Source organism: Tropicibacter oceani (genome assembly GCF_029958925.1).
Lineage (GTDB): Bacteria > Pseudomonadota > Alphaproteobacteria > Rhodobacterales > Rhodobacteraceae > Pacificoceanicola > Pacificoceanicola oceani.
Window position 1 is genome coordinate 2,177,658 of the sequence record NZ_CP124616.1, and the last position, 24,150, is coordinate 2,201,807.

Annotated in this window: 18 protein-coding genes; 7 read left to right on the forward strand and 11 right to left on the reverse strand. The window is 66.0% G+C overall.

What is annotated here, in order from left to right:
- Positions 1-14 precede the first annotated feature (14 nt).
- Positions 15-2,072 carry an FAD-dependent oxidoreductase gene (locus QF118_RS10520; protein WP_282299019.1) on the forward strand — a complete coding sequence of 686 codons (2,058 nt, stop codon included), beginning with the start codon at positions 15-17 and terminating at the stop codon, positions 2,070-2,072.
- A 94-nt stretch (positions 2,073-2,166) separates the two neighbouring features.
- Here QF118_RS10520 and QF118_RS10525 read toward each other — a convergent pair whose 3' ends face one another.
- The 7 genes from QF118_RS10525 to acs form a co-directional block, all read right to left on the reverse strand.
- Complete coding sequence (locus QF118_RS10525; RefSeq protein WP_282299020.1) at positions 2,167-3,573, reverse strand: 3'-5' exonuclease; 1,407 nt, start codon at positions 3,571-3,573, stop codon at positions 2,167-2,169.
- Positions 3,574-3,576: 3 nt separating this feature from the next.
- On the reverse strand, positions 3,577-4,077 hold the full coding sequence (locus tag QF118_RS10530) for a hypothetical protein (RefSeq protein ID WP_282299021.1): 501 nt from the start codon (positions 4,075-4,077) through the stop codon (positions 3,577-3,579).
- A 26-nt stretch (positions 4,078-4,103) separates the two neighbouring features.
- A complete protein-coding gene (locus QF118_RS10535) occupies positions 4,104-5,927 on the reverse strand; it encodes a DUF294 nucleotidyltransferase-like domain-containing protein (RefSeq protein ID WP_282299022.1) in 1,824 nt (607 codons plus the stop codon).
- 95 nt (positions 5,928-6,022) lie between these two features.
- Positions 6,023-7,810 carry a sodium:solute symporter family protein gene (locus QF118_RS10540; RefSeq protein ID WP_282299023.1) on the reverse strand — a complete coding sequence of 596 codons (1,788 nt, stop codon included), beginning with the start codon at positions 7,808-7,810 and terminating at the stop codon, positions 6,023-6,025.
- A 5-nt stretch (positions 7,811-7,815) separates the two neighbouring features.
- Positions 7,816-8,100: a DUF4212 domain-containing protein gene (locus QF118_RS10545; protein WP_282299024.1), complete on the reverse strand. Its 285-nt coding sequence runs from the start codon at positions 8,098-8,100 to the stop codon at positions 7,816-7,818.
- Positions 8,101-8,164: 64 nt separating this feature from the next.
- Positions 8,165-8,851, reverse strand: a complete 687-nt coding sequence (locus QF118_RS10550; RefSeq protein WP_282299025.1) for an adenylate kinase — start codon at positions 8,849-8,851, stop codon at positions 8,165-8,167.
- Between the two features lie 4 nt (positions 8,852-8,855).
- Positions 8,856-10,820: an acetate--CoA ligase gene (gene acs / locus QF118_RS10555; protein WP_282299026.1), complete on the reverse strand. Its 1,965-nt coding sequence runs from the start codon at positions 10,818-10,820 to the stop codon at positions 8,856-8,858.
- Between the two features lie 434 nt (positions 10,821-11,254).
- Here acs and dctP point away from each other — a divergent pair, with 434 nt between their 5' ends.
- The 3 genes from dctP to QF118_RS10570 all read left to right on the forward strand — a co-directional run bounded on the left by dctP (position 11,255) and on the right by QF118_RS10570 (position 14,393).
- Entirely contained in the window at positions 11,255-12,268 is a 1,014-nt protein-coding gene (gene dctP / locus QF118_RS10560; protein WP_394357056.1) for a TRAP transporter substrate-binding protein DctP, read from the forward strand.
- A 92-nt stretch (positions 12,269-12,360) separates the two neighbouring features.
- Entirely contained in the window at positions 12,361-12,993 is a 633-nt protein-coding gene (locus QF118_RS10565; RefSeq protein WP_282299028.1) for a TRAP transporter small permease subunit, read from the forward strand.
- Positions 12,993-14,393 (forward strand): TRAP transporter large permease, encoded by a 1,401-nt coding sequence (locus QF118_RS10570; RefSeq protein ID WP_282299029.1) that lies wholly within the window; start codon positions 12,993-12,995, stop codon positions 14,391-14,393. Before QF118_RS10565 ends, QF118_RS10570 begins: the two co-directional genes overlap by 1 nt.
- Before the next feature lie 52 nt (positions 14,394-14,445).
- On the opposite strand, the gene QF118_RS10575 is transcribed toward QF118_RS10570, so the two are convergent.
- From QF118_RS10575 to QF118_RS10585, 3 genes are all read right to left on the reverse strand, one after another.
- The gene (locus tag QF118_RS10575; protein WP_282302458.1) at positions 14,446-15,720 is read right to left on the reverse strand and encodes an O-antigen ligase family protein; all 1,275 of its coding nucleotides are present in this window, start codon (positions 15,718-15,720) and stop codon (positions 14,446-14,448) included.
- A 26-nt stretch (positions 15,721-15,746) separates the two neighbouring features.
- The gene (locus QF118_RS10580; RefSeq protein ID WP_282299030.1) at positions 15,747-17,189 is read right to left on the reverse strand and encodes a GumC family protein; all 1,443 of its coding nucleotides are present in this window, start codon (positions 17,187-17,189) and stop codon (positions 15,747-15,749) included.
- Between the two features lie 126 nt (positions 17,190-17,315).
- Entirely contained in the window at positions 17,316-17,930 is a 615-nt protein-coding gene (locus tag QF118_RS10585; RefSeq protein WP_282299031.1) for a LuxR C-terminal-related transcriptional regulator, read from the reverse strand.
- 274 nt (positions 17,931-18,204) lie between these two features.
- On the opposite strand from QF118_RS10585, the gene QF118_RS10590 reads away from it, so the two are divergent.
- From QF118_RS10590 to QF118_RS10600, 3 genes are all read left to right on the forward strand, one after another.
- Positions 18,205-19,608, forward strand: coding sequence for a WecB/TagA/CpsF family glycosyltransferase (locus QF118_RS10590; RefSeq protein ID WP_282299032.1), 1,404 nt, complete (start codon positions 18,205-18,207; stop codon positions 19,606-19,608).
- Positions 19,609-19,746: 138 nt separating this feature from the next.
- Positions 19,747-20,232: a putative pterin-binding protein gene (locus QF118_RS10595; RefSeq protein ID WP_282299033.1), complete on the forward strand. Its 486-nt coding sequence runs from the start codon at positions 19,747-19,749 to the stop codon at positions 20,230-20,232.
- A complete protein-coding gene (locus QF118_RS10600) occupies positions 20,229-22,751 on the forward strand; it encodes a hybrid sensor histidine kinase/response regulator (protein ID WP_282299034.1) in 2,523 nt (840 codons plus the stop codon). Before QF118_RS10595 ends, QF118_RS10600 begins: the two co-directional genes overlap by 4 nt.
- A gap of 5 nt (positions 22,752-22,756) precedes the next feature.
- Here the strand turns inward: QF118_RS10600 and QF118_RS10605 are convergent, their stop codons facing one another.
- Positions 22,757-23,977: a polysaccharide biosynthesis/export family protein gene (locus QF118_RS10605; RefSeq protein ID WP_282299035.1), complete on the reverse strand. Its 1,221-nt coding sequence runs from the start codon at positions 23,975-23,977 to the stop codon at positions 22,757-22,759.
- Positions 23,978-24,150 lie beyond the last annotated feature (173 nt).

Here is a 24,150-nt window from a genome sequence, read left to right on the forward strand (position 1 = left end):
AGAGAGGAATACCCATGAGCGTCACCTTCCGTCGCAGCGGTGCGGCTGCCATCGTGGAAATGGACAACCCGCCGGTCAATGCCATCGGCCTTGCGATGCGGCAGGGCCTGCAGGCGGTGCTGGACCGGCTGCCGGGGGAAACCGGGGTGCAACGGGTGATCCTGACCGGGGCAGGGCGCGCCTTTGCCGCCGGGGGTGATGCGCGCGAATTCGACGGGCCGGCCGTGGCGCCGCATCTCAATGACATCGTGAACCAGATCGAGGCTTGCGACATCCCCTGGATCGCCGCCATCAACGGCGTGGCCCTGGGCGGGGGCTGCGAACTGGCGCTGGCCTGCCGCTATCGGATCGCCCGGCCGGGGGTGCAGATCGGGTTGCCCGAGGTCGGGCTTGGTGTGGTGCCGGGATCGGGCGGCACGCAGCGTCTGCCGCGGCTGATCGGCATGGCGGCGGCGCTTGAGATGATCCCGACCGGCAAACCGGTCAGCGCCGAGCGCGCCGAACAGCTGGGCCTGATCGACGGGATTGCCGATGACCCGGTCGAGGTGGCCCTGCATCTTGACGAAGGCTCGCTTGAACTGGCGGTGCCGGTGCGCGACCTGCCGCGCCCCGAACATCGCCCGGATCAACTGGCCCAGGCGCGGGCGCTGGCCGCGAGCAAGATGGCCCAGCAGATCGCACCGCAGCGGGCGATCGACCTGATCGAAGGCACCGCAACGCGGCCCATGGTCGAAGGTCTGGCCGAAGAACGCGACACCTTTCTGACCCTGCGCAAGGGCGATCAGGCCCGCGCCCTGCGCCACATCTTCTTTGCCGAACGCGCGGCCAAGGCCCCGGATTGGATCAAGGCCGACCCGCAGCCCTTTGACCACATCGCCGTGGTCGGCGGCGGCACCATGGGCGCGGGCATCGCCTATGCCTTGCTGAACGCCGGGCTGCGCGTGACCTTGCTGGAAATGGATGCGGGCGGCGTGCAGCGCGCCCGCGACAACGTCGAAAAGATCATCGGGCAAAGTCTGAAACGCGGGCTGATTGACCAGTCCGGGGCCGAAGACCGCCGCGCCAACTTTGCCTCCAGCGCCGATTACGCGGATGCGGCGAGCTGCGGCCTGGCCATCGAAGCCGCCTTCGAAAGCATCGAGGTCAAGCGCGAGGTCTTTGCCAAGCTCGAGGCCGCCCTGGCCCCGGAGGCGGTGCTGGCGACCAACACGTCGTACCTCGATCTCGATGAAATCGCGCGCAGCGTGGCGGAGCCAAGCCGCGTGCTGGGCCTGCATTTCTTTGCCCCCGCCCATATCATGAAGCTGCTGGAAATCGTCAAAGGCGCGCAAAGCTCGGAACGCGCGCTGGCCACCGGTTTTGCCCTGGGCAAGCGGCTGAGGAAAATCCCGGTGCTGGCGGGGGTCTGCGACGGCTTCATCGGCAACCGTATCCTCGCGCGCTATCGCGAGGCCGCCGATACCGTCTTCATGGATGCCTCGACGCCCTGGGACATCGACGAGGCGATGGTGAATTTCGGTTACGCCATGGGCCCTTACGAGGCGCAGGACCTGTCCGGTCTGGACATTGCTCACGCCAACCGCCGCCGCCAGGACGCCACCCGCGATCCCGCCCGCCGCTATATTCCCATCGCCGACCGCATGGTCGAACTGGGCAAACTGGGGCGCAAGACCGGGGCAGGCTGGTATCGCTACCCGGGCGGCAACGGCAAGGTCGAAGACCCCATCGTCGCCGATCTCGCCCTGGAAGAGGCGCATTTCGCCAAGATCACGCGCACCGAATACAGCGAAGCGGAAATCCGCGACCGCCTGTTGCTGGCCATGATCAACGAAGCCGCCGATATCCTGCACGAAGGCATCGCCGCCTCGGCCCGCGACATCGACCTGGTGACGGTGTTTGGCTACGGCTTCCCGCGCTGGCGCGGTGGCCTGATGCATTTCGCCGATACCTGGGGCGTGCCGGAAATCCTGGCCCGCCTGCGCAAGCTGGAACAAGAGGACCCGGTGGTCTGGAAACCCTCCCCGCTACTGATCGACTGCGCCGAAAAGGGCAGGACACTGGCTCAGGTCTGATCCCCGGCCGCTTCCAATTGCCCAAAATATCCCGGGGGGGCGCCAAAGGCGCGGGGGCAGCGCCCCCATCCCCGGCCAGACAGGCCCGCAGCCCTCAGTTGAGGTCTTCCAGCAACCGGCCATGTCGGCGGGTTTCCTGCAGGACCGCGCCAAAGGTCCGCAGCCCCTTGGCCTCCAGCATCGGCAACATGCGCACCAGCACCTCGGCGGTGGCCTGGGCATCCCCCAGCGCCGTGTGCCGCAGCTCGGGCGGGATGGTGACCGACAGCCTTTCGCACAGGGCGTCCAGCGTATGCGTCTGCGACGCGCCGAACAGCACCGCCGACAACAGCACCGTATCCAGAATGGGGTGATCCCATTCAACCCCCATCAGGGCCTTGTGTCGGTGCAGAAAGGCCATGTCGAAGGGCGCGTTATGGGCGACGATCACGCTGCCCCGGGCGAACCCGTGGAACTTGCGCCCGGCCTCGGCGATGCCCGGCTTGCCGCGCACCATGGCGTCGCTGACGTGATGCACCTTGGTCGAGGCAGGCGGGATCGGGCGGCCGGGGTCGACCAGCTGGTCGATCCGCTCGCCGTTGATGATGCGCCCGTTGACCACGCGCACCGCGCCGATCTGCACGATCTCGTCCTTGTGCGGAAGCAGCCCGGTCGTTTCGGTGTCAAACACCGTGTAGGTCAGCCGCATCAGCGGCGTGTCCTCGAAACTGGTCAGCGCGGCGCCTTGCAGCAGGTCGAAATCATAGACCAGCGGGCGCGCGGCCTCGGGGGCGATCTTGACGTGCTCGGCGTCGATCAACAGCATGTAACCGCCGCCGTTCATTGGCTTCATCCGGGCGTCGAAGCTGAGGTTGCCCAACACCCCCTGCGCGGTAAAGCTGGTTTCCATCCCGGTCTTGTGGATGCGTTTGACCGCCGGGGTCAGGCTGGCCTCGGTAAAGTAGTCCGACAGCGGCGCATTCAGGCGCGGCACGTGGATCTGCGACAGCACCTCGGCGGCCTGACCGTCATACAGCACGATCTGCCCGGCGGCATTCACCAGGATCGTCGCCACGGGAATTTCCGTCAAAAGCGCGGTCAGCTGGGCCTTTTCGGCGGCCAGGCGCTCGGTCTCGGCGGCGATGCGTTGCGCGGTGTTCATGGCGGTGTCCGACAGCGCCTGACCCACGGCGCTGGCGGCGGGGGCCAGATCGCCAAGATAGCGCGCGGCCTTGGTGTCGACATCGGTGTTCACACCGGCATGAGCCTTGGCGCGAAGTCCTGCGGCCAGCTTTTCGATCGGTTTGGCGACGTTTTCGTCGAACAGTAGCCAGATGCCGGCGGTCAACCCGATCAGGAAAAAGGCCGACAGGATGGCGGAAAAGACAAAGGCGCCGGTCGCCCCGGCGGTCTCGATGCGCATGTGGCCCAGCCACAGCGCGGCCATGACCAGCGCGGTGCCACCCAACCCCAGCAGGATGAAGAACAGGAAGATGCGCAGGCGCAGGCTGAGACGTTCCATGGCTCAGACCTTTCCGCAGACCGAAAAGACGATGGGATCATCGGCGCCCACGTCGCGCCAGACCGGAGGCGATCCATCGCCAAAGGTCGGATCGGCGCGGCGGCCACCGGCGCAGTCGATCATCACCTCGACCGATTTCACCGGGCGCCAGCGGCCAAAGAAATACAGGCTGGTCAGGAACAAGCGGTCGTCGTTGGCATTGGTCTGGATGTTGACCTTGTCGACCGCGACAAAGCGGTCGGTCATCGGCACCACATAGGTCCAGGGCCGCCAGAACGCGCGGTTTTCCACCGTCTGCGCCACCACCAGCCCCTCGGGCAGCGACGAGGCGGTGCGGCCATACCAGCTGTATTCGTTCGAGATGGCGGCCGCCAGCATGGCAAGACCTGCGGCCACGGGCACGATCCAGCGCGGCAGGCGCCCGCCGGTCCCCTTGGACAGCATCAACATGATGCCCGCCCCGGCAAAGCCCGCCACGAAAACCGCTATCAGTTCCAGAAACATTCTCTCTCCCCCCGTGTGCGCAGGCCTTAGCCCAGCATCCCCTTGCCGTGACCCACCGCCGATTGCAGCGATTTGACCACGACAAAGGCGTCACGCAAATGACTTCGCTCAAAATCCGACAGGCTGGACGGCGCAAGATAGTTGTTCGGCGCATTGCCGGCCTTGATCTGCGCGGCCTGATGGTCCAGCCGGGTTTCGGCAATCAGGTCATAGGCGTCCAGAAGATCCTGGCCGCCCGATTTGCTGAGCACACCGGCCGCCTGCGCCGCGACCAGCCGGGCGCGTGTGTTGACGGCCGTCAGCTGCGCCTGCAGCGCATAGACCCGGCCCAGATCGACCACCGGCACGACGCCATTGGCCTTCATGTCCAGGGTGTTCTTGTGATCGCCCGACTTGATCGTGGCAAAGCCGCGCAGCAGCCCCAGCGGCGGCGTATGCTTGAGCGAGTTGGAAATCATGTGCGCCACGAAGATCGAATTCCTGGCCGCCAGTTTCAGCGTTTCTTCCTGAAGGTCCTGGAACAGGGCGGTGGTGCCGCCGATGGGGCGCAAATCGAACATCACGCTGGCCAGCATCTGCGCCTCGGGCGACGGTTTTGCCACCCAGCCCTTGAAATAGGTGCGCCAGACGCCGACCGGCTGGCACCAGCGCGGGTTGGTCGCCATCATGTCACCGGGGCAATAGACATAGCCGCAGGCGTTCAGCCCGTCGCAGACGAATTTCGCGAGGTCGGCGAAATAGGGCATGTCGGCCTCGGTTACGGCGTCGTCGATCATCAGGCAGTTGTCCTGGTCCGACACGCCGGTCTGTTCCTGGCGTCCCTGGCTGCCGCAGGCCAGCCAGAGATAGGGCACCGGCGGCGGGCCGAATTTGGCCTCGGCCAGGGCCAGCAGGCGGCGGGTGGCGGTGTCGGCGATGTCGGTGATCAGGCGGGTGACCACCTCGTGACGGTTGCCGCCGCCGACCAGCTGCACCAGCAGTTGCGGAATGCGGGCCGTGACCTTGGCCATCTGATGGGCGTCATCGGCATGGGCGATTTCGGAAACCAGCTCGGCCGAGGTCATCGCCTGAAAGCGGGTCAGGTCGGTCTGGGTGACGATGCCGACCAGCTTTCCGCCGCTGGTGACGGGAATATGGCCGATGCGCCGTTCCATCATCATGTGCAGCACGTCCGACCCGATCGACGAAGCTTCGAGCGACAGCGGATCGGCGGTCATCACGCGGGAAATCGGGGTGTCATAGGGCAGGGCGCCGCCGACCACCTTGCCGGACAGGTCGCGGATCGTGGCGATGCCTTTCAGCGCCTGGCCTTCGGTGATGCAGATCGAGGACACGTGCCTGTCCTGCATGGCCTGCGCGGCCTGCTGCACGGTGGCCTCGGGCGGGCAGGTCAGCGGATTGCGCGCCATCAGGGTTTCCACCGGGCTGGTGGCCAGATCGGGGCGCTTGGGCTTGGCCGCGCGCGAGCGGTCAAAGAACTTGGCGGCGGCGGCTTCGGTTTCGACCAGCCGCAGGAAATCGGATTTGGGCAGCACCAGCAGCACGGTATCGCGCGTGGTGCGCGCCGAGGTAACGGCGATCCCGTCACGCGACAGCCCGCGTTCGCCAAAGGAATTGCGCGGCCCCAGAATGGAAATCTGAACCCCGTTCTGGTCACTGACCGCGACCTCGCCCGAGTGGATCAGGTACAGCCCCTCAAGGGTCTGGCCCAGTGCATAGACGGTCTGTCCGGCGGCCATGGTTTGCGTGCGAAAGGCCGGCAGCAGCGCGGCGATCGCGTCCTCTCCCAAGGCGTCATAGGGATGGACCGAGGACAGGAACCGGGTGATGGCGGCGGGATCGAGGGACATTGTCATTCCTTGAAAAAAACAGTCCCGCCCCGGATAGACCGGGACGGGACAAAAGCGAAGGGCAGGGCTGAAAGGAATTCAGCCCTGCGCATGGGTCAGTGACCGTCCACGGCGGCACCGGCGCCGCGCGGAACGCGAACCGATTCCACCAGCTCTTCGATCTCACGCGGGATCGGGGTGGTCATCTTGGACACGGTGAAGGCCACCGCGAAGTTGATGGCCGCACCCACGGCACCGAAGGAAGTCGACTTGATCGTGCCAAGCAGCGGATCGGCATCGGTGAACGAGTTGGTGTCCGGAATGAACATCCAGCCCTTGTGCAGGAAGATGTAGACCAGCGTGACCACCAGACCGGTGATCATGCCTGCCACGGCGCCCTTGCTGTTCACCTTGGTAAAGATGCCCATCATCAGAACCGGGAAGATCGACGCCGCCGCAAGGCCAAAGGCCAGCGCCACGGTCTGCGCCGCAAAGCCCGGAGGGTTGAGACCCAGGTAGGTGGCAACAGCGATGGCAACCGCCATGGCGATCCGTGCGGACAGCAGTTCGCTCTTTTCGCTCATGTCCGGGGTGAACTGGCCTTTCAGCAGGTCATGCGACACAGCCGAAGAGATCGCCAGCAGCAGACCGGCAGCGGTGGACAGCGCAGCGGCAAGACCGCCAGCAGCCACAAGGCCGATCACCCAGGAAGGCAGGTTCGCGATTTCCGGGTTCGCCAGAACCAGGATGTCACGGTTGAAGTTGGTCAGCTCGTTTTCCGAACCCCAGCCAGCCGCTTCCATGGCTGCCTTGGTGTCGGCATTGCCGTCGTTGAAGTAGGCAATCTTGCCGTCGCCGTTCTTGTCTTCCCAGCCCAGCATCCCGGTTTTCTGCCAGGTTGCCATCCAGTCATACTCGGGATTGGATTCGATGGTTTCGACAGAGACCGGCTCGCCGGAGGCGCCGTTCGGCCAGAACTGTTCGGTGATGTTCAGGCGGGCCATTGCGCCAACGGCCGGGGCCGTCAGGTACAGCAGCGCGATGAAGACCAGCGCCCAGCCAGCCGACCAGCGGGCGTCGGACACCTTGGGGACGGTGAAGAACCGCATGATAACGTGCGGCAGACCGGCGGTGCCGATCATCAGCGACAGGGTGAACAGCACCATATTGAAGGTGTCGTCATTGTGCGCGGTGTATTCGCCAAAGCCCAGTTCGCGAACGATCTGGTCCAGCTTTGCCAGCAGCGGCTCGCCGGATGCGGCGTGGTCGCCGAACAGGCCAAGCGCCGGGATCGGGTTGCCGGTCAGCTGCAGCGAAATGAACACGGCCGGGATGGTATAGGCCATGATCAGAACGACATACTGGGCAACCTGGGTATAGGTCACGCCCTTCATGCCGCCGAAAACCGCATAGGCAAACACGACCACGGCACCGATCAGAAGGCCGGTGGTGTTCGACACCTCGAGGAAGCGGCCAAAGGCCACGCCCACACCGGTCATCTGGCCGATCACGTAGGTGACCGAGGCGATGATCAGGCAGATCACGGCCACAAGGCGCGCGGTCGGGCTGTAGAAACGGTCACCGATGAATTCCGACACGGTGAACTTGCCGAACTTGCGCAGGTAGGGCGCAAGCAGCAGCGCCAGCAGCACATAGCCACCGGTCCAGCCCATCAGGTAGGTCGAGTTGTCATAGCCGACAAAGGCAATCAGGCCCGCCATCGAGATGAACGAGGCTGCCGACATCCAGTCAGCCGCTGTCGCCATACCGTTGGTGACCGGGTGCACGCCGCGGCCCGCGGCGTAGAATTCCGATGTGGAACCCGCGCGGGCCCAGATCGCGATGCCGATGTAAAGCGCAAAGGAGGCGCCCACAAACAGCAGGTTGATGGTAAACTGATCCATGTCTCTTATTCCTCCTCGACGCCGAATTCTTTATCCAGCTTGTTCATGCGCCAGGCGTAGAAGAAGATCAGCGCCAGGAAGACGATGATCGAGCCTTGCTGGGCGAACCAGAAACCCAGGTCGGTGCCGCCGACGGCGATCCCCGAAATCATGGGGCGCAGCAGGACGCCAAAGCCGAAAGACACCAGCGCCCAGATGATGAGACTGATGATGATGATGCGCACGTTGGCCGACCAGTATTTCTGGTCTGACTCTGCCTGTGCGGCATTCGAAGTTGTTTGATCCGCCATGTCGCGGGTCCTCCTCTTCCTCCGTTAACCCCCCACCCGGAGGGGCGCGAAGCCACCGCGCCTGTTACGCGGTGGCCGTTTTCACGATCGCGGCCAGTTCGGCGGCGATTGTTTCGATTGCGCCCATGGCATCGACGCGGCTCAGCGCGTTCTGACGGGCGTAATAGTCGATCAGGGGCGCGGTCTGGGCGTGATAGGCCTCAAGACGGCTGGCCACGGTTTCCGCATTGTCATCGGCGCGGCGTTTGAACTCGGTGCCGCCGCAGTTGTCGCAGGTGCCTTCGGCCTTGGGCTGCTTGAACGTGTCGTGATAGCCCTCGCCGCATTTGGCGCAGGTATAGCGGCCCGCGATGCGGGTCACCATGGCGGCATCTTCGACGTCCAGGCTGATCGCGGCGTTGATCCGCGCGCCGCTTTCGGCCAGCAGGGTATCCAGCGCCTGGGCCTGCACCGTGGTGCGCGGGAACCCGTCAAGGATGACGCCCTTGGCGCAATCGGGTTCGGCCAGCCGGTCGCGCAGGATGTTGATGACGATCTCGTCGCTGACCAGGTCACCCGCTTCCATCACGGCCTTGGCGGCCTTGCCGGCCTCGGTTCCGGCGGCGACGGCTGCGCGCAGCAGATCGCCGGTGGACAGTTGCACCAGCCCGAACTTGTCTTCGAGCATGCGGGCCTGCGTGCCTTTCCCGGCCCCCGGAGGGCCGAGAAGGATAAGCACGGCGGCGGCGGCGGTGGTTTTGCTTCCGTCCATGGTCTTACGCCTTGTTCATGCGGTTTTCGATGAGGTCGTCTACGACGCTGGGGTCAGCCAGGGTGCTGGTGTCGCCCAGGGCGCCGTAGTCGTTTTCGGCGATCTTGCGCAGGATGCGGCGCATGATCTTGCCCGAGCGGGTTTTCGGCAGGCCGGGGGCCCACTGGATCAGGTCCGGCGAGGCGATCGGGCCGATTTCCGTGCGCACCCAGGTCCGCAGCTCCTTGCGCAGATCGTCCGAAGGCTCGACCCCGTTCATCAAGGTGACATAGCAGTAAATGCCCTGGCCCTTGATCTCGTGCGGGTAGCCGACGACCGCCGCTTCGGCGACCTTTTCATGCGCCACCAGGGCCGATTCGACCTCGGCGGTGCCCATGCGGTGGCCCGACACGTTGATCACGTCATCGACGCGGCCCGTGATCCAGTAATCGCCGTCCGCATCGCGGCGGCAACCATCGCCCGAGAAGTAATAGCCTTTGTAATCAGAGAAGTAGGTCTTTTCGAACCGCTCGTGATCACCCCAGACCGTGCGCATCTGGCCCGGCCAGCTGTCCTTGATGCACAGCACGCCCTCGGTCGGGCTGGCGTGGATTTCCTCGCCCGATTGCGGGTCCAGAACCACCGGCTGAACGCCAAAGAACGGCTTCATCGCCGCGCCCGGCTTGGTCGCATGGGCGCCCGGCAGCGGGGTCAGCAGGTGGCCGCCGGTTTCGGTCTGCCACCAGGTGTCGACGATCGGGCAGCGGCCGCCGCCGACCACGTCGTTGTACCAGTTCCAGGCCTCGGGGTTGATCGGCTCGCCGACGGTGCCAAGGATGCGCAGGCTGCTCAGGTCGCACTTGGTAACGAAATCGCTGCCCTGGCCCATCAGCGCGCGAATCGCGGTGGGGGCGGTGTAGAACTGGTTCACCTTGTGCTTTTCGCAGACCTGCCAGAACCGGCTGGCGTCGGGATAGGTCGGCACGCCTTCGAACATCACGGTCGTGGCGCCATTGGCCAAGGGCCCGTAAACAATATAGGAATGCCCGGTGACCCAGCCCACGTCGGCGGTGCACCAATAGATGTCGCCCTCTTTGTAATCAAAGACGACCTCGTGGGTCAGGCTGGCGTAAAGCAAATATCCACCAGTTGTGTGTACCACGCCCTTGGGCTGGCCGGTGCTGCCCGAGGTGTACAGGATGAACAGCGGGTCCTCGGCGTCCATTTCGACGGGGCGGCAATAGTCGTCGGCCTCCAGCGCCATTTCGTTGTAGTCGAAATCGCGCCCCTGGGTCCATGTGGTCTGGCCGCCGGTGCGCTTGACCACCAGGCATTTGACGCTGTCCTTGCAGTGCAGCAGGGCCTTGTCGGCATTGGTCTTGAGCGGGGTGTTGCGGCCGCCGCGCGGGGCTTCGTCGGCGGTGATCACCACCTTGGCGTCGCAGCCGTTGACCCGGGCGGCCAGGGCGTCGGGCGAAAAGCCGGCGAAGACGATGGAATGGATGGCGCCGATGCGCGCGCAGGCCAGCATGGCATAGGCGGCCTCGGGGATCATCGGCAGGTAGATGATGACCCGGTCGCCTTTGCGAACGCCCAGGCTTTCCAGCACGTTGGCCATGCGGCAGGTGTTCTTGTGCAGCTCTTTGTAGCTGATGTGTTTGGCGGGGGTGTCGGGGCTGTCGGGTTCCCAGATGATCGCGGTCTGGTCGCCGCGGGTTTCCAGGTGGCGGTCGATACAGTTGGCGGCGACGTTCAGTTTGCCGTCCTTGAACCATTCGATGGTGACATTGCCCAGGGTGAAATCGACGTTCTTGATCTGGGTCGGCTTGTGCATCCAGTCCAGCCGCTGCGCCTGTTCGGCCCAGAACCCTTCGGAGTCCGCAACCGACTGCGCATACATCGCGTCATACTGCGCCGCATCGACATTCGCAGACGCGGAAATCGACGCGCTGGGGGGGTAGGTGGTGGCGCTGGGTGTTTGATCGGTCATGGCGGTCCTCCCTAGGATACATGAATGTCACGCGCCGCAGGTGACGCGACGTCGCAAGATTGAGGCGAATATAACAGAGAGTGAAAACAAAGGAATAAGCTACCAAAATGTAAGACAGAATTTGTAAATCCGTTTTCCGCCGCCCCCCAAATTGGTAAACTAATTTTCTTTCGTCTCGGTAAGTGACTGTTAACTCATGTTTCTGAGGCGCTAACATAAAAGCCGGGTTTCAGGCTCCGCGCCGGATCTGCGCCCGGATGCCGACGTACATGACTGTGCGACAAATCGTGTCAGTGCACAAATGTATACCGCTAACGGTGCCCTGGGCTGCCCCCGGCGCGAATCCATAATGACTTGCACTGAGGGAGGGATGCTCTAACTTCGCCCGCAAGGCGGCGTGGACCGCCACAGACCACCAAATGGGAGGAAACACCTTGAACATCACCGGAAAACTGCTGTGCACCGCCGTGGCATTCACCTTTGCCACCGAAGCCGCCGCAACCGAATGGAACGTGTCCGTCTGGGGCAAGCGCCGCGCCTTTACCGAGCACATCCACAAGATCGCCGACCTGGTGTCGGAAAAGACCGGCGGCGAATTCACCATGAACATCAGCTATGGTGGCCTGTCCAAGAACACCGAGAACCTTGACGGCATCAGCATCGGCGCCTTCGAGATGGCGCAGTTCTGCGCCGGCTACCACGCCGACAAGAACCGCGCGATCACCGTGCTGGAACTGCCCTTCCTGGGCGTTGCCAACCTGGACGAAGAGGTGGCGGTCAGCCACGCGGTCTATGCCCATCCCGCCGTGGCCGAGGAAATGGCCCAGTGGAACGCGCGCATGTTGATGACCTCACCGATGCCGCAATACAACCTTGTCGGCACCGGAGAGCCGCGCGACGAGCTGGCCGAGTTCGACGGCATGCGGGTGCGTGCGACGGGCGGTCTGGGCAAGGCCTTTACCGCTGTGGGCGGGGTTCCGACCTCGGTCACCTCGTCCGAGGCCTATCAGGCGATGGAAAGCGGCGTTGTCGACACCGTGGCCTTTGCCCAGCATGCGCATCTGTCCTTTGGCACGATCAACCAGGCCGCCTGGTGGACCGCGAACCTGAACCCCGGCACCGTGAACTGCCCGGTTGTGGTGAACATCGACGCCTATGACGCGCTCAGCGATGCCGAGCGCGAGGCGCTGGACAGCTCGGTCGACGAGGCAATCGCCTATTACCTCGAGAACTACGGCGCGCTGCTCAAGCAGTGGGACGACGTTCTGGAAGAAAAGGGCGTGACCAAGGTCATGATCTCGGACGAGGAACTGGCCAAGTTCAAGGACGTGGGCGGCAAGCCGATCCACGATGCCTGGATCGCCGAGATGAGCGCCCAGGGCCTGCCCGCGCAAGAGCTGTACGACCTGGTCTTCTCGACCCTCGAAGCCAAGCGCGCCTCGAACTGAGGCGGGCCACCCAGGAAAATGTACCGCGTCCCGGGCATCCCCCGGGGCGTGGCTGCAGTGCATTCGGGCAGATCATTTGAGAGGCAAGCGATATGGCGGGCAGCGCAACGGTGCTGAGCGACGACACTCTGCTCAGCCGTCTGGACAGGCGGCTTTTGCGGGTCGAGCATACCATGGCTTTCGTGTCGGGAATCGGCGCCTTTGCCCTGATGGTGCTGGCGGTGGTGTCGGTCACGGGGCGGAATTTCTTCAACGAACCGCTGCGCGGCTATGTCGACTGGATCGAAACGGCGATGCCGCTGATCGCGATCTTTGGCATATCCTATGTGCAGCGCCAGGGCGGCCATATCCGCATGGACATCCTTGTCGGCCGACTGAAGGGGCGGCCGCTGTGGCTGGCGGAATTCCTGACGACGCTGGCGGTGCTGATCCTGATGCTGCTGCTGGTCTGGGGCACATGGGCGCATTTCGACCGCAGCTTTGACTTTTCCAAACCGAACTGGAGCCGCGACAGCAGCATCGACATCGGCCTGCCGATCTGGCCGGCCAAGCTGGTCGTGCCGGTGGCCTTTTCGGTGATCAGCCTGCGGCTGATGCTGCAGCTGTGGGGCTATGCGCGCGGCTTTCTGAGCGGGGCAGAGCGGCCCGTTGCGGTGCCGCTGGTGCAGACCGTGGCCGAACAGGCCGCCGCCGAGGCGGAACATATTCAGGGGCATGACGACTGATGGACAGTATCGAAATCGGCCTTTGGGTCACTGGCGGGATGTTCATCCTTGTCGTGCTGGGGATGCGCGTCGCCTTTGCCGCCGCGCTTGCGGGGCTGATCGGGCTGATCTGGCTGCGCTGGGATCAGTTCGGCTATGACCCCGCGCGCTTTGGCAAGGCGCTGGAAATCAGCGTCAAGATCGCCGGGCAGGTGCCGCATGGCAAGGTCGCCAGCCAGGCGCTGAGCCTGATCCCCACCTTCATCCTGATCGGATACCTGGCCTATTACGCCGGCCTGACCCGCGCCCTGTTCGAGGCCGCCAAGCGCTGGATCGCCTGGGTGCCGGGCGGGCTGGCGGTGTCCACCGTCTTTGCCACCGCCGGCTTTGCCGCCGTTTCGGGCGCCTCGGTCGCCACGGCGGCGGTCTTTGCCCGCATCGCCATCCCCGAAATGCTGAAGATCGGCTATGACAAACGCTTTGCCGCCGGGGTCGTGGCCGCGGGCGGCACACTGGCCAGCCTGATCCCGCCCTCGGCGATTCTGGTCATCTATGCCATCATCGTCGAACAGGACGTAGGCAAGCTGTTGCTGGCGGGCTTTATTCCCGGGGTCTTTTCGGCCTTTATCTATGGCATCCTAATCATCGGGCTTGCCCTGACGATCAAGGGCTTTGGCCCGCCGGTGCGCGGGTTCACCTGGAAACAGCGCTTTGCCAGCCTGCCACCGGCGCTGCCCATCGTGGCGGTGGTCGTGATCATCATCTTCTTTGTCTACAACCCCTTTGGCGGCGACGCCTGGGGCACCCCGACCGAGGGCGGGGCCATCGGTGCCTTTATCGTCTTTCTCATGGCGCTGTATCGCGGCATGCGCCTGCCAGAGCTGAAGGATGCGCTGATCGAAACCGCCAAGCTGTCGATCATGATCTTCTCGATCATCTGGGGCGTGCTGATCTATGTGCGGTTCCTCGGCTTTGCCGACCTGCCGACCGCCTTTTCCGACTGGATCACGGCGTTGCAGTATCCGCCGCTGCTGATCCTGGTCTGCATCCTTCTGGGCTATGCGGTCCTGGGGATGTTCATGGATGCCATCGGGATGCTGCTGCTGACCTTGCCGGTGGTCTATCCGGCAGTCATGGCGCTGAACGGAGGCGAGATGGTCAGCGCCGCCGACAGCACCTTTGGCATGAGCGGGCCGATGTGCGCGGTCTGGTTCGGCATCCTTGTGGTCAAGATGGCCGAGTTCTGCCTGATCACGCCGCCCATCGGGCTGAACTGCTTTGTCGTCGCGGGCGTGCGCCCGGAACTGTCGGTGCAGGACGTGTTCCGCGGCGTGATGCCGTTCTTTGTGGCCGACGCGGTGACCATTGCCCTGCTGGTGGCCTTTCCGGCAATCGTGCTGTGGTTGCCGTCGCTGGCCTGAACCGGCGCGCCCTTGCGGCCCAGGCAGGCCCGGGGACGGGGCGGCGCCCCGGTCAGGGCGCCGGGCTGGCCGGGGCACAGGGGAACGCAGGCGGGCCGCCGGGCAGGGCGGTTTCGCGCGCGTGGATGCCCAGCATCAGCAGTGAGGGCCACAACAAGTAGGCCTCGATCTCGATGTTTTCGCCAAAGGACAGCAGCACCAGGACCATGCACAGCCCCAGCGGCAGCCGCCCGCGTGGCCCCCTTGCGGCATCGACCAACGCCTGCAGCGTCTGAAGCGCCAGTGGCACGGCAAAGGCGACAAAACCCACCGCGCCCTTGACGAACAGCAACCCGTACCAGGTGTGATGGCTGCCGATAGGCATGTATTCCACCAGGTGCGGCCCCGGTTGCACGGTGCCATGGCCGAACCAGGGGGCTTCGGCCTTCCACCGTTCCCAGGCGATGCGTTGCAGGGTCTCGCGCACCCGCGTGCTGTCGGCGCGGGCCGATTTGAAGGCGGCGACACCGCTGCCAAGGGCATTGGCCAGCCATGTGCCGGTGATCGCCAGCGATGCGGTCAGGGCGGCCAGCCCGGCCCAGGCCCAGCTTTGCAAGACCAGCGGCATCAGGCGCGGCCCGATGCTGCAGGCGACCAGCCCGACCAGCCCCATGCGCGACTTGGACGCCAGGATCATCAGCACCCCGGCCGCCAGCCCCGCCGCGCGCCAGCGCCGGTCAGGTTCCTCCAGCGCGAACAGCACCTGGGTGACGCCGATCAGCGCGGCAAAGGGCGACCAGGGCGCATAGAACTGCCAGCGCGGCGTCCACGAGGCCGGATCGAAGGTGAACAGATAGACCGAGAAATACTCGGGCCCCGGTCCACCCACCGCCCTAAGCGGCGAGGTCCACAGCCGTTCGGGCAACCCAAGGTAGGGCGCGACCAGCAGCACCGGGGCAAGGCACAGCGTCCAAAGTCCCAACCGGCATTGCGCCCGCACCAGCAGCGCGCGGCTTATTGGCAGCACCGCCCCGGCCAGCGGGAACAGCGCCAGCAAGGCCCAGCCCTTGGCCCAGCCGATCGAGGATTTGATCGTCTGTTTCAACCCCAGCCCCATGTTCAGGTGCCCCGCCCAAAGCGCAACCAGCATGACCAGCATTCCCAGCGCCCAGACCACGACGCCCGCCGGCACCGGACCGGTGGCCCGCAGGTCCGACCGGATTGCCGGCCCCAGGTACAGCGCCAGCACCGCGAGCCCCGCCATCAACCAGGCCAGCACCGGGCCGACCACGTAAAGCGCGCCCAGGGCATACAGCGGCCAGGTCCACAGGATTGCCTTCCAGACCATGGCCTCGGCCGGGTTTCGCGCCGGGCTCACGGGGCGCGCCTTTTGTCCAGGATCAGCTTTTCGATCAACATCCGGCGGATCCATCCCAGCGCCATGGCAATGATCATCAGCAGACTGGCCGCCACCCCCGCGGCAATCGCCATCTTGCGGTTCGGAGACGAAGCGCGGTCCGGCAGGCTGGGGTCTTCGAGAACCTGCACCAGCGGGTAAGAGGCATAGATGTCGGTCTTGCTGGATTGCGACCGGGCGATGGCCGAAGCAAAGACCGCCTCGGCGACGTTGAAGTCGCGTTGCAGGTCTTCCAGCCGGGCGGCCATGGGGGCCAGCGTTTCAAGATGGCTGCGCTGTGCCTTGAGGGTGCGGCGCAGGTCGGACAGCTCGGCCGCCAGCCCGGCGCGGCGCGCCTCGTCGCGGACCAGCTCGGACAGCAGCGCGGCGCGCCCGGCGTCGGAAATCCGTTCCAGCGATGGCGGCAGCGCCCGTCCGGCCAGATCATGGGCCTGCGCGCGGGCCTGCTGACGGGCGCTTTGCAGAACGGCCTCGGCGCGCGCCACTTCGGGATGGCGCTGGCCAAAGCGGGCGCGGGCGACGGCCAGATCGGCCTTGGCCTCGGCCATGGCGTCGATCAGCGCGACATAGGCCGTGTCGTTGTTCAGGCGCAGGATCAGGGCGGCATCGGTGGCGCTGGTGGCCAACCGCCGTTCCAGCCCCTGCACGGCGGCGGCAAGGCGTTCGTATTCGGCCTGGGCGGTGTCGATGCGGGCCTGCAGGGTGTCCAGTTCGTCGATCTGGCGGTTGTACTGACCGACCGAATGCAGGCCGGTGACGGCGCGCAGGTTGGTGATCTGGTCGCGCGTCGCAGCGACAGAGTCGCGGTATTCGGTGATCGCGTCCAGCCCGCCAGCGTGGCGGCTGTCCATCTCGTCGCTGCGCAGCCGGTCGATTTCGGCAAAGAAGGCCTCCAGCAGGGCGCGGCTGCGCGCCTGTGCGGCGCTGGCGTCGGGGCCGGTCATCCGGACATGGATAAAGGCGGTCTGATCGACCAGCGTGACCTGCGGTCGGCCGAACTGCCGCGGGTGCAGGTCCAGCCGCGCCGCCGCATCGCGCAGCACGCGGTCGGCGGCCAGCAGTCGTTTGTAGGTTTCCGTGGGGCTGACCGAGTTGCTGGCAAAGGCCGAACTGGCATGGCTGGACGCCTGACCGATTTCCGCAAGATTGACCGAGGCCGCCGCCCCCGAGCCGGGCAGGATCAGCGACATCTGGCTGGTATAGCTGAGCGGGGCCGAGGTCAGGTAGCCGGTGATCGGCGCCCAGATCCCGCCCAGCCCCAGCGCGCCGATCGCCAGGTAACGCGGCAGGCGGCACCGGTCGGTCAGGCCGCCCCCGGTCAGCGCGCGTTTGATCATCGCGCACCAGCGCGGCGGCTTTTGCGGCATGGCGCCGGTCAGGGGAAATTCCGTGTGGGTCATCGGCAGGCTCCTTTGGCGGAACCTTACCGCGCCCTGGCCGGGCGGCGCTGCAACGCGCCCGGCTTTGTCTGCGGGGCTTTCGCGTGCCGTCCTACCCGTTCGGACAGGGCGGCCGCACCGGCCGCGTCAGAACAGGTCGGCGTCGCGGGCGATGATCGCCGCCTGCGTGCGGTTGTTGACCTCGAGCTTGCGGAACAGCGTCTTGAGGTGCAGCTTGATCGTCGGTTCGGTCAGGTCAAGGTCGCGGGCGATCTGCTTGTTCGACTTGCCGTCGGCCAGCCCCTGAAGCACCTGCATTTCGCGCGCCGTCAGCTTGCGCGCGATCGGGTGGGTATCGTCCTGCGCCGGAGCGGTCATGAAATCAATCGGGGCATATTGTTCGCCCATGGCCATGAACCGCACCGCGTTGACCAGCGATTTGGCCGGAAGCGTCTTTGGCACGAAGCCCGCCGCCCCAAGGCTGAGCGCCTGTTCGGCGATCTCGCGCGTGGCCTGGCCGGAAATCAGCGCAACCCGCTGGCCGCCGTTCATGGCGATGGCCTCGGACAGGCTGTCCAGACCGTTCATGCCCGGCATCTTGTAGTCCAGCAGGATCAGGTTATAGGCCTCGTCCTCGCGGATGCGGGTGCAGGCTTCTTCGAACGAGGCGGCGCTGCCGACCTCGAACCCGTCTTCGGCCTCCAGGTAGGCGATCAGCATGTCGCGCAGCAGGTCGTGGTCATCGGCAATCAATACTCGCATTCGAAACGGAACTCCTGGGTTGGACATGCGCGCGGCTGCGTCCGAAGCTAGGACAAAACGGGGGCAGGCCCAAGGGGGAAACCGGCTAGCCATTCTACCCCGACGGGTATGGCGCCGCGCCGCCGGGCCGTGCTGCCAGCCGGACAGGACCGGCGGCGCGAAAACGGAGCGCATTCAGGGACGAACGCGGCGCGTGGGCATCCCGCCGCGCGCTGGCTTTGCGCCGTGCGGCAAAGGCATCTGAAGGGCGACAGTTTTACAACGGAGCCCTGCCATGACCGCCTTGACCCAATCCCAGTTCCAATCCCGTTTCCAGCCCGCGCCGCCCCCGACCCGGGCGCTGCCAACGCTTCCCCGGCGCGCCGTTCTTGGCTTGCCGCTGGTGGATTGCGGCCGCGCGCAGGTGATTTCCGCCCTGCTCAGCGGTCAGATCCGCAGCGTGTGTTTCGTCAATGCGCATTGCGTGAACGTGGCCGCCCGCGACCGGGCCTATGCCGCCGCGCTGGCGCGGGCCGATGCGCTGCTGCCTGACGGCATCGGGATCGAGCTGGCCGCGCGGATGGCCGGCGGCGGCCCCCTGGCCGAGAACCTCAACGGCACCGATCTGACCCCGGCGCTGCTGCGCCGCGCCGCAGAGCAGGGCAAATCGGTGTTTTTGCTGGGCGGGCGGCCCGGCACCGCCGAGCGCGCCGCCGCACGCCTGGCGCGCGACATTGCCGGTTTGCGGATCGCCGGCACCCGCGACGGCTATGACGGTGTGCGGGACAGCGCGCGGGCGCTGGCGGCGATCAATGCTTCGGGCGCTGACATCCTTTTGGTGGCGATGGGCGTGCCGATGCAAGAGCTGTGGATCGACCGCCATCTGGACAGGCTGACCCCCGGGCTGGTGCTGGGGGTCGGCGCGCTGTTCGATTTCCTGGCCGGAAACGTGCAGCGCGCGCCGGCGCCGGTGCGCCGGGTGCGGATGGAATGGGCCTGGCGGCTGTTGCAGGAACCCCGGCGGCTGGCCGGGCGCTATCTGCTGGGCAACGCCAGCTTTCTGGCGCGCGCGCTTGGCCGGTCTTTGCAGGCGGCGGGGCGCGAGGCGGTGATCAAGCGCACTTTGGACATTGCCGTCAGCGCGCTGCTGCTGATGCTTTTGGCGCCGCTGTTGCTGGGGGTGGCCGCGATCATCCGGCTGGAAAGCCCGGGTCCGGTGATCTTTCGGCAGACGCGGGTCGGGCGCGGCGGGCGGCCCTTTACCATCTACAAGTTCCGCAGCATGTACATGGACGCCGAGGCCCGTCAGGCCCGGATGCGCGGCCTGTCCGACCGCGAAGGTATTTGCTTCAAGGCCCGCAACGATCCAAGGGTGACTCGCATCGGGCGGATCCTGCGCCGCTTTTCGATAGACGAGCTGCCGCAGGTCCTGAACGTGCTGTTTGGCCATATGTCCATGGTCGGCCCGCGCCCGGCCTTGCCCGGCGAAGTGGCCGCCTATCCCGACCATGCCTTTGAACGGCTGCGGGTCCGGCCGGGGATCACCGGGCTTTGGCAGGTTTCGGGGCGGGCCGACATCGGCTTTGAGCGGATGATCGACATGGACCTGGCCTATGTACGCTCGCGGCCCTTGCTTCTGGACCTGCTGCTGATGCTGATGACCGCACGCACGGTGATTTCGGGGCGGGGGGCGTATTGAGTGGCGCAAAGGGCACCTATCCGAACGGATAGGCGTCCGATCCCGAATTCCCCATGCTTTTGAACGGGCAGGCTGGCAGAACCGGGGTTCATGCGTAGGAGGACCCCAGCCATGTTCAGGACGGCCCGAGTTTTGTGGATGACATTTGTTGCGTGCATGGCGGCCCTGCCCGCCGCGGCCGACGGCCTGGCGGCGCCGACCGGCCCCGTGCTGCTGACCGTGACCGGCGAGATCGGCGTGACCAACGCCGAAGGCGTCGCCGCGCTGGACGCCGAAATGCTGCGCGCCATCGGCGAAAGCGAGATCGTGACCGACACGATCTGGACCGCCGGCACCGTCACCTTTACCGGGGTGCGCCTGTCGGCCCTGCTAAGGCACCTTGAGGCCAGCGGCACACTCATCGGCGCCACCGCGATCAACGACTACCGGGTCGATATCCCGGTCAGCGACGCGACCGAGGATGGCCCGATCATCGCCTATGCGATGGACGGTGCGCCGATGTCGCGCCGCGACAAGGGCCCGCTTTGGGTGATCTACCCCTATGCCGCGTCCAGTGACTATCGGACCGAGGTGATCTATTCGCGCAGCATCTGGCAGCTTGACAGGATGACCATCGAAAAATGAACCGCGCGCAGGTGCAGATGCCCCCCCCCGAAACAAGCGGGGGCAGGCGGGGCAAGGTCATCGCCGTCCTTGCCAGCCTGGCCTGCATCGCGGCGATTGCCGCGCTGATCCTGCAGATCGTCCAGGAATTCCGCTATAACAAGGCCGCCAGTTCGGACAATGTCCACTGGTCCCTGTCCCAGGCCGAGGTCGAATTCCTGGAATTGCAGCGCGCGCTTGACCGCGCGGCGCTGACCCCGCAGGACCCGGCCGCGCAGGCCCTTGTGGTCGAGGAATTCGACATCTTCTACAGCCGGATCGCGACCTTTTCGACTGGGTCGCTGTACCAGCCGCTGCGCGCGGTCCCCGAATTCGGCGGCCCGTTGGCGGTGATCCGCGACCGGCTGAAAACGATGGTGCCGGTGATCGACGGCCCGCCTGCCGCTCTGGCCGAGGCGCTGCCATCGCTGGCGGGCGAGGCGGCGGAAATCCGGCCCATCCTGCGCGCGGCCACGACCGGCGGGCTGCAATACTTCGCCCAGGTTTCGGACCTCAGCCGCAGCTCGGTGGCCAGCACGCTGATGTGGCTGGCGATCGTGACCCTGGGCCTTTTGCTGGCACTGCTGTTCCTGCTGGGCCACACCCGGCGCATCGGCACCCAGACCGAACGGCGCGGGCAGGAACTGGCCAGCGCCTATTCGCGCCTGCACACCATCCTTGAAACCTCGCTTGATGCGGTCATCGTCTCGGATCTCGAGGGGCGCATCCTCAGCTTCAACCCGGCGGCCGAACGGATCTTTGGGCATTGCTTCGAAGAGGTCTATCACCGCAACATCGCCGACATCATCATTCCGCCGAAATACCGCGAGGCGCATCGCGCCGGGATGGACCGGTTCCGCCGCAATGGCGAGATGAAAGTCGTCGGCCAGGGCCGCGTCCGGCTCGAGGCGCAGCGCAATACCGGAGAGGTCTTTCCGGTGGAAATGGCGCTGGAACGCGCGCGGACGGGGGACGAGGACATCATCGTCAGCTTTTTGCGCGACATCTCGCACCGGGTCGCCAGCGAGAACGAGCTGGTCGAGGCCCGCGACAAGGCGCTTGAGGGCGAAAAGGCCAAGGCCGAATTCCTCGCCATGATGACCCATGAAATCCGCACGCCGCTGAACGGGCTGCTGGGCAACCTGTCGCTGCTGGCACGCACTTCGCTGACCGCCGAGCAAAGCCGCTATCTGCGCAACATGGACATATCGGGCGCGGTGCTGATGCGGCATGTGGATTCGGTGCTGGATGTGGCCCGTTTCGAGGCCGGGCGGACCGAGGGGAACCAGGAAATCGTCCATGTCGGCAAGCTGGTGCAGGACATCGCGGATTCGCAGACCGGCGCCGCCGAGGCCCGCAACACCCTGCTGCAATGGGGCTGGAGCGGCGATCCGGTGCACTGGGCGCTGCTGGACGCCACCCGGCTGTCGCAGGTGCTGCTGAACATCGTCGGCAATGCGATCAAGTTCACCCGCAACGGCCGCATCATCATCGAGGCCGAGCAGGTCGATGACGACGGCCCGCACCTGGAGTTTCGGGTGATCGACACCGGACCGGGGATCGCCGAGGCCGATCTTGACCGGGTGTTCCAGGATTTCCAGACGGTCGGGGACACCGGCGGCGAACGCGAGGCGGGAACCGGGCTGGGCCTTGGCATCGCGCGCCGCTTTGTCGAGGCGATGGGCGGGCGCATCGGGGTCGAAAGCACCCTGGGCGAAGGCAGCGTCTTTTGGGTGCGGGTGCCGCTGGTGCCGGCAAAGGCCCCCGCCGCGGCCAATCGCGCGGCGCCGCGTCCGCGTCCCGACATGCCGCCCTGCGACGTGCTGCTGGTCGAGGACAACGAGATAAACCTGACCCTTGCACAGGACATGCTGCAACTTTTGGGGCACCGGGTTACCGTGGCCCGCAACGGCCAGCAGGCGGTCGAGGCCGCCGCCGCGCGCGCCTTTGACCTGATCTTGATGGACATCCGCATGCCAGTGCTGGACGGGCTGGGGGCCACCCGGGCCATCCGCGAAGGCGACGGACCGTGCCGCGACGTGCCGGTGGTGGCGCTTTCGGCCAATGTGCTGCCCTCGGCGCGTTCGCGCTTCATGCACGAAGGCATGTCCGGTTTCCTTGCCAAGCCGCTGATCCTTGAGGATCTGCAACAGGCCATCGCGACCTTTGTCAAAGCGCCCATGCCGGGGATCGCGGGCGACGCGCCGCAGCCGCGCAAGGCGATGACGCCGGACCAGCTGTGCGCCGGATACCAAAGCGAGCTGGACGCGCTGTTTGCGCGGCTCGGCGCCCTGCCGGACGATGCCGCGGGCCTGAAGGCCCTGGCCGACGAGGCGCACCGCGTCGCCGGCAGCGCCGGGGTCTTTGGCCAGCCCTTGTTGCACGGCGCGTTGATCGCCCTCGAAGAGGCGGCCGAAAACGGTGATCCGGCAACCCTGCGCCAGGCGGTCAAAGCCGCGCACGAGGCGCGCGCGCGCTCTGGGCAGCCCAGCCTGGGCTGATCGGCTCAGGGCAGGGCCATGCCCAGCCCGGCGACCGCGCCGATCACCCGCACACCTTCGGCCAGGTTGGTCACGCTGCTGTCATAGCAGGCGATGGCATCGCCGGGCAGCAGGTAGGGGTCGTAATCGTCGCGGTCGGGGCGGCGGATCTGGTCTTCGATATTGCGTTCGATCACGGTGGACACGCCGGTCTGCGGGTTGCGGGACATCAAAACGGCCGAGCGGTGCGCGCTGGTCGCCCGCGCGCCGCCGACGCAGTTGGTGTCGACCACCGCCTGCATGAACCGGGTGCCATAGGGCACCTGGCGCACGTCGCGGCCCACCGCCGAAGGCGCGTTGCCGGTGGCTGGCTGCGTCAGGTTCGACAGGAACAGCGAAATCCCCGGCGGGCTGATCGGGCTGGGGCGCATCAGGTCATCCTGAAAGCAATGGCGCGTCGGAACGATGATCTCGTCCCCGCTGAGCACCATGACGTCCATCGCGTCGCGGCCTTCGAAAACCCCGCGCAGGTCAAGGACATGGCGCTCTCCTGCGCGGTGCAGTTGCACGGCCGACAGGTCCGCGTCCGGGCGCACGCCGCCTGCGGCGCGGATGGCCGCCGACAGGTTGCGCCCCTCGGTCGAGGCGCCAAGGGCCTGTTGCCTCATCTGGTCACGATCGGGGCCGCCCTGGCCGATCTCGACCGCGTGCGGTTCAAAGACCGCGCCCGAAACACCCAGCGACGCGCTGGCGAAATCGTCGATGCGGACCGAGATCCGCGGCGCGCTGTCGTACAGCCCTTCGCGCACCACCAGCCGCGCCAGATCGTCCTGCACGTCTTCGGGTTTGCGGCCCTGGGCGGGGACGGGGGGCAGAAAGGGCAGTTTCAGCATCCCGTCGCGCGAGACCACGTAATCACCGTTGAAGGTGTCATCGTCGCCGATCCGCAGGTCGACCAGATCGCCGCGCGACAGCCGCTCACCGGCCAACGCGTGCAGCCCGGGGGCCGCGCCCTTGGCCGCGCCTCCGGCCTGGTCGGCCAGCATCGGGGTGCAGCGTTCCATGTTCATGCGGGCCGAATGCAGCAAGGGGTCCGGCTGGATCCGCGCGGGCGGATCGCGGTACTGCGCCTGATAGCCGCCACCGCTTTCGACGGGGTCGATGTTCTGCGGTGACGGCGCCGCGCCGCAGCCTGCAACCAGCGTCAGGCCAAGGCAGCTTTCCAACAGGGTAATTCGCAATCGCATTCCGCGACCTCCATGAAAACAAACACATGGGGGTCATAGCCCGTGCCCTGGCGCGGCCCAAGGACGGGTCGGGATGGCGGTTCTACCCGTGTGGGTAGGCGGCGGCGTGATCGCGGCGCGGTGCGCTCCGCCTGCGTGCGGGACAGTCTGCGGGGGCTGCGATTATTGCTGGC

Bases quoted from the DNA above. Each gene is read 5' to 3' on its own strand.
- QF118_RS10570 (WP_282299029.1), top strand. From the start codon at position 12,993: ATGGACAGTATCGAAATCGGCCTTTGGGTCACTGGCGGGATGTTCATC.
- QF118_RS10520 (WP_282299019.1), top strand. From the start codon at position 15: ATGAGCGTCACCTTCCGTCGCAGCGGTGCGGCTGCCATCGTGGAAATG.
- QF118_RS10525 (WP_282299020.1), bottom strand. From the start codon at position 3,573: ATGGAACGTCTCAGCCTGCGCCTGCGCATCTTCCTGTTCTTCATCCTG.
- QF118_RS10580 (WP_282299030.1), bottom strand. From the start codon at position 17,189: ATGACCCACACGGAATTTCCCCTGACCGGCGCCATGCCGCAAAAGCCG.
- QF118_RS10585 (WP_282299031.1), bottom strand. From the start codon at position 17,930: ATGCGAGTATTGATTGCCGATGACCACGACCTGCTGCGCGACATGCTG.
- QF118_RS10605 (WP_282299035.1), bottom strand. From the start codon at position 23,977: ATGCGATTGCGAATTACCCTGTTGGAAAGCTGCCTTGGCCTGACGCTG.
- QF118_RS10595 (WP_282299033.1), top strand. From the start codon at position 19,747: ATGACATTTGTTGCGTGCATGGCGGCCCTGCCCGCCGCGGCCGACGGC.
- QF118_RS10590 (WP_282299032.1), top strand. From the start codon at position 18,205: ATGACCGCCTTGACCCAATCCCAGTTCCAATCCCGTTTCCAGCCCGCG.
- QF118_RS10530 (WP_282299021.1), bottom strand. From the start codon at position 4,077: ATGTTTCTGGAACTGATAGCGGTTTTCGTGGCGGGCTTTGCCGGGGCG.
- QF118_RS10550 (WP_282299025.1), bottom strand. From the start codon at position 8,851: ATGGACGGAAGCAAAACCACCGCCGCCGCCGCCGTGCTTATCCTTCTC.
- acs (WP_282299026.1), bottom strand. From the start codon at position 10,820: ATGACCGATCAAACACCCAGCGCCACCACCTACCCCCCCAGCGCGTCG.
- QF118_RS10545 (WP_282299024.1), bottom strand. From the start codon at position 8,100: ATGGCGGATCAAACAACTTCGAATGCCGCACAGGCAGAGTCAGACCAG.
- QF118_RS10540 (WP_282299023.1), bottom strand. From the start codon at position 7,810: ATGGATCAGTTTACCATCAACCTGCTGTTTGTGGGCGCCTCCTTTGCG.
- QF118_RS10565 (WP_282299028.1), top strand. From the start codon at position 12,361: ATGGCGGGCAGCGCAACGGTGCTGAGCGACGACACTCTGCTCAGCCGT.
- QF118_RS10535 (WP_282299022.1), bottom strand. From the start codon at position 5,927: ATGTCCCTCGATCCCGCCGCCATCACCCGGTTCCTGTCCTCGGTCCAT.
- QF118_RS10575 (WP_282302458.1), bottom strand. From the start codon at position 15,720: ATGGTCTGGAAGGCAATCCTGTGGACCTGGCCGCTGTATGCCCTGGGC.
- QF118_RS10600 (WP_282299034.1), top strand. From the start codon at position 20,229: ATGAACCGCGCGCAGGTGCAGATGCCCCCCCCCGAAACAAGCGGGGGC.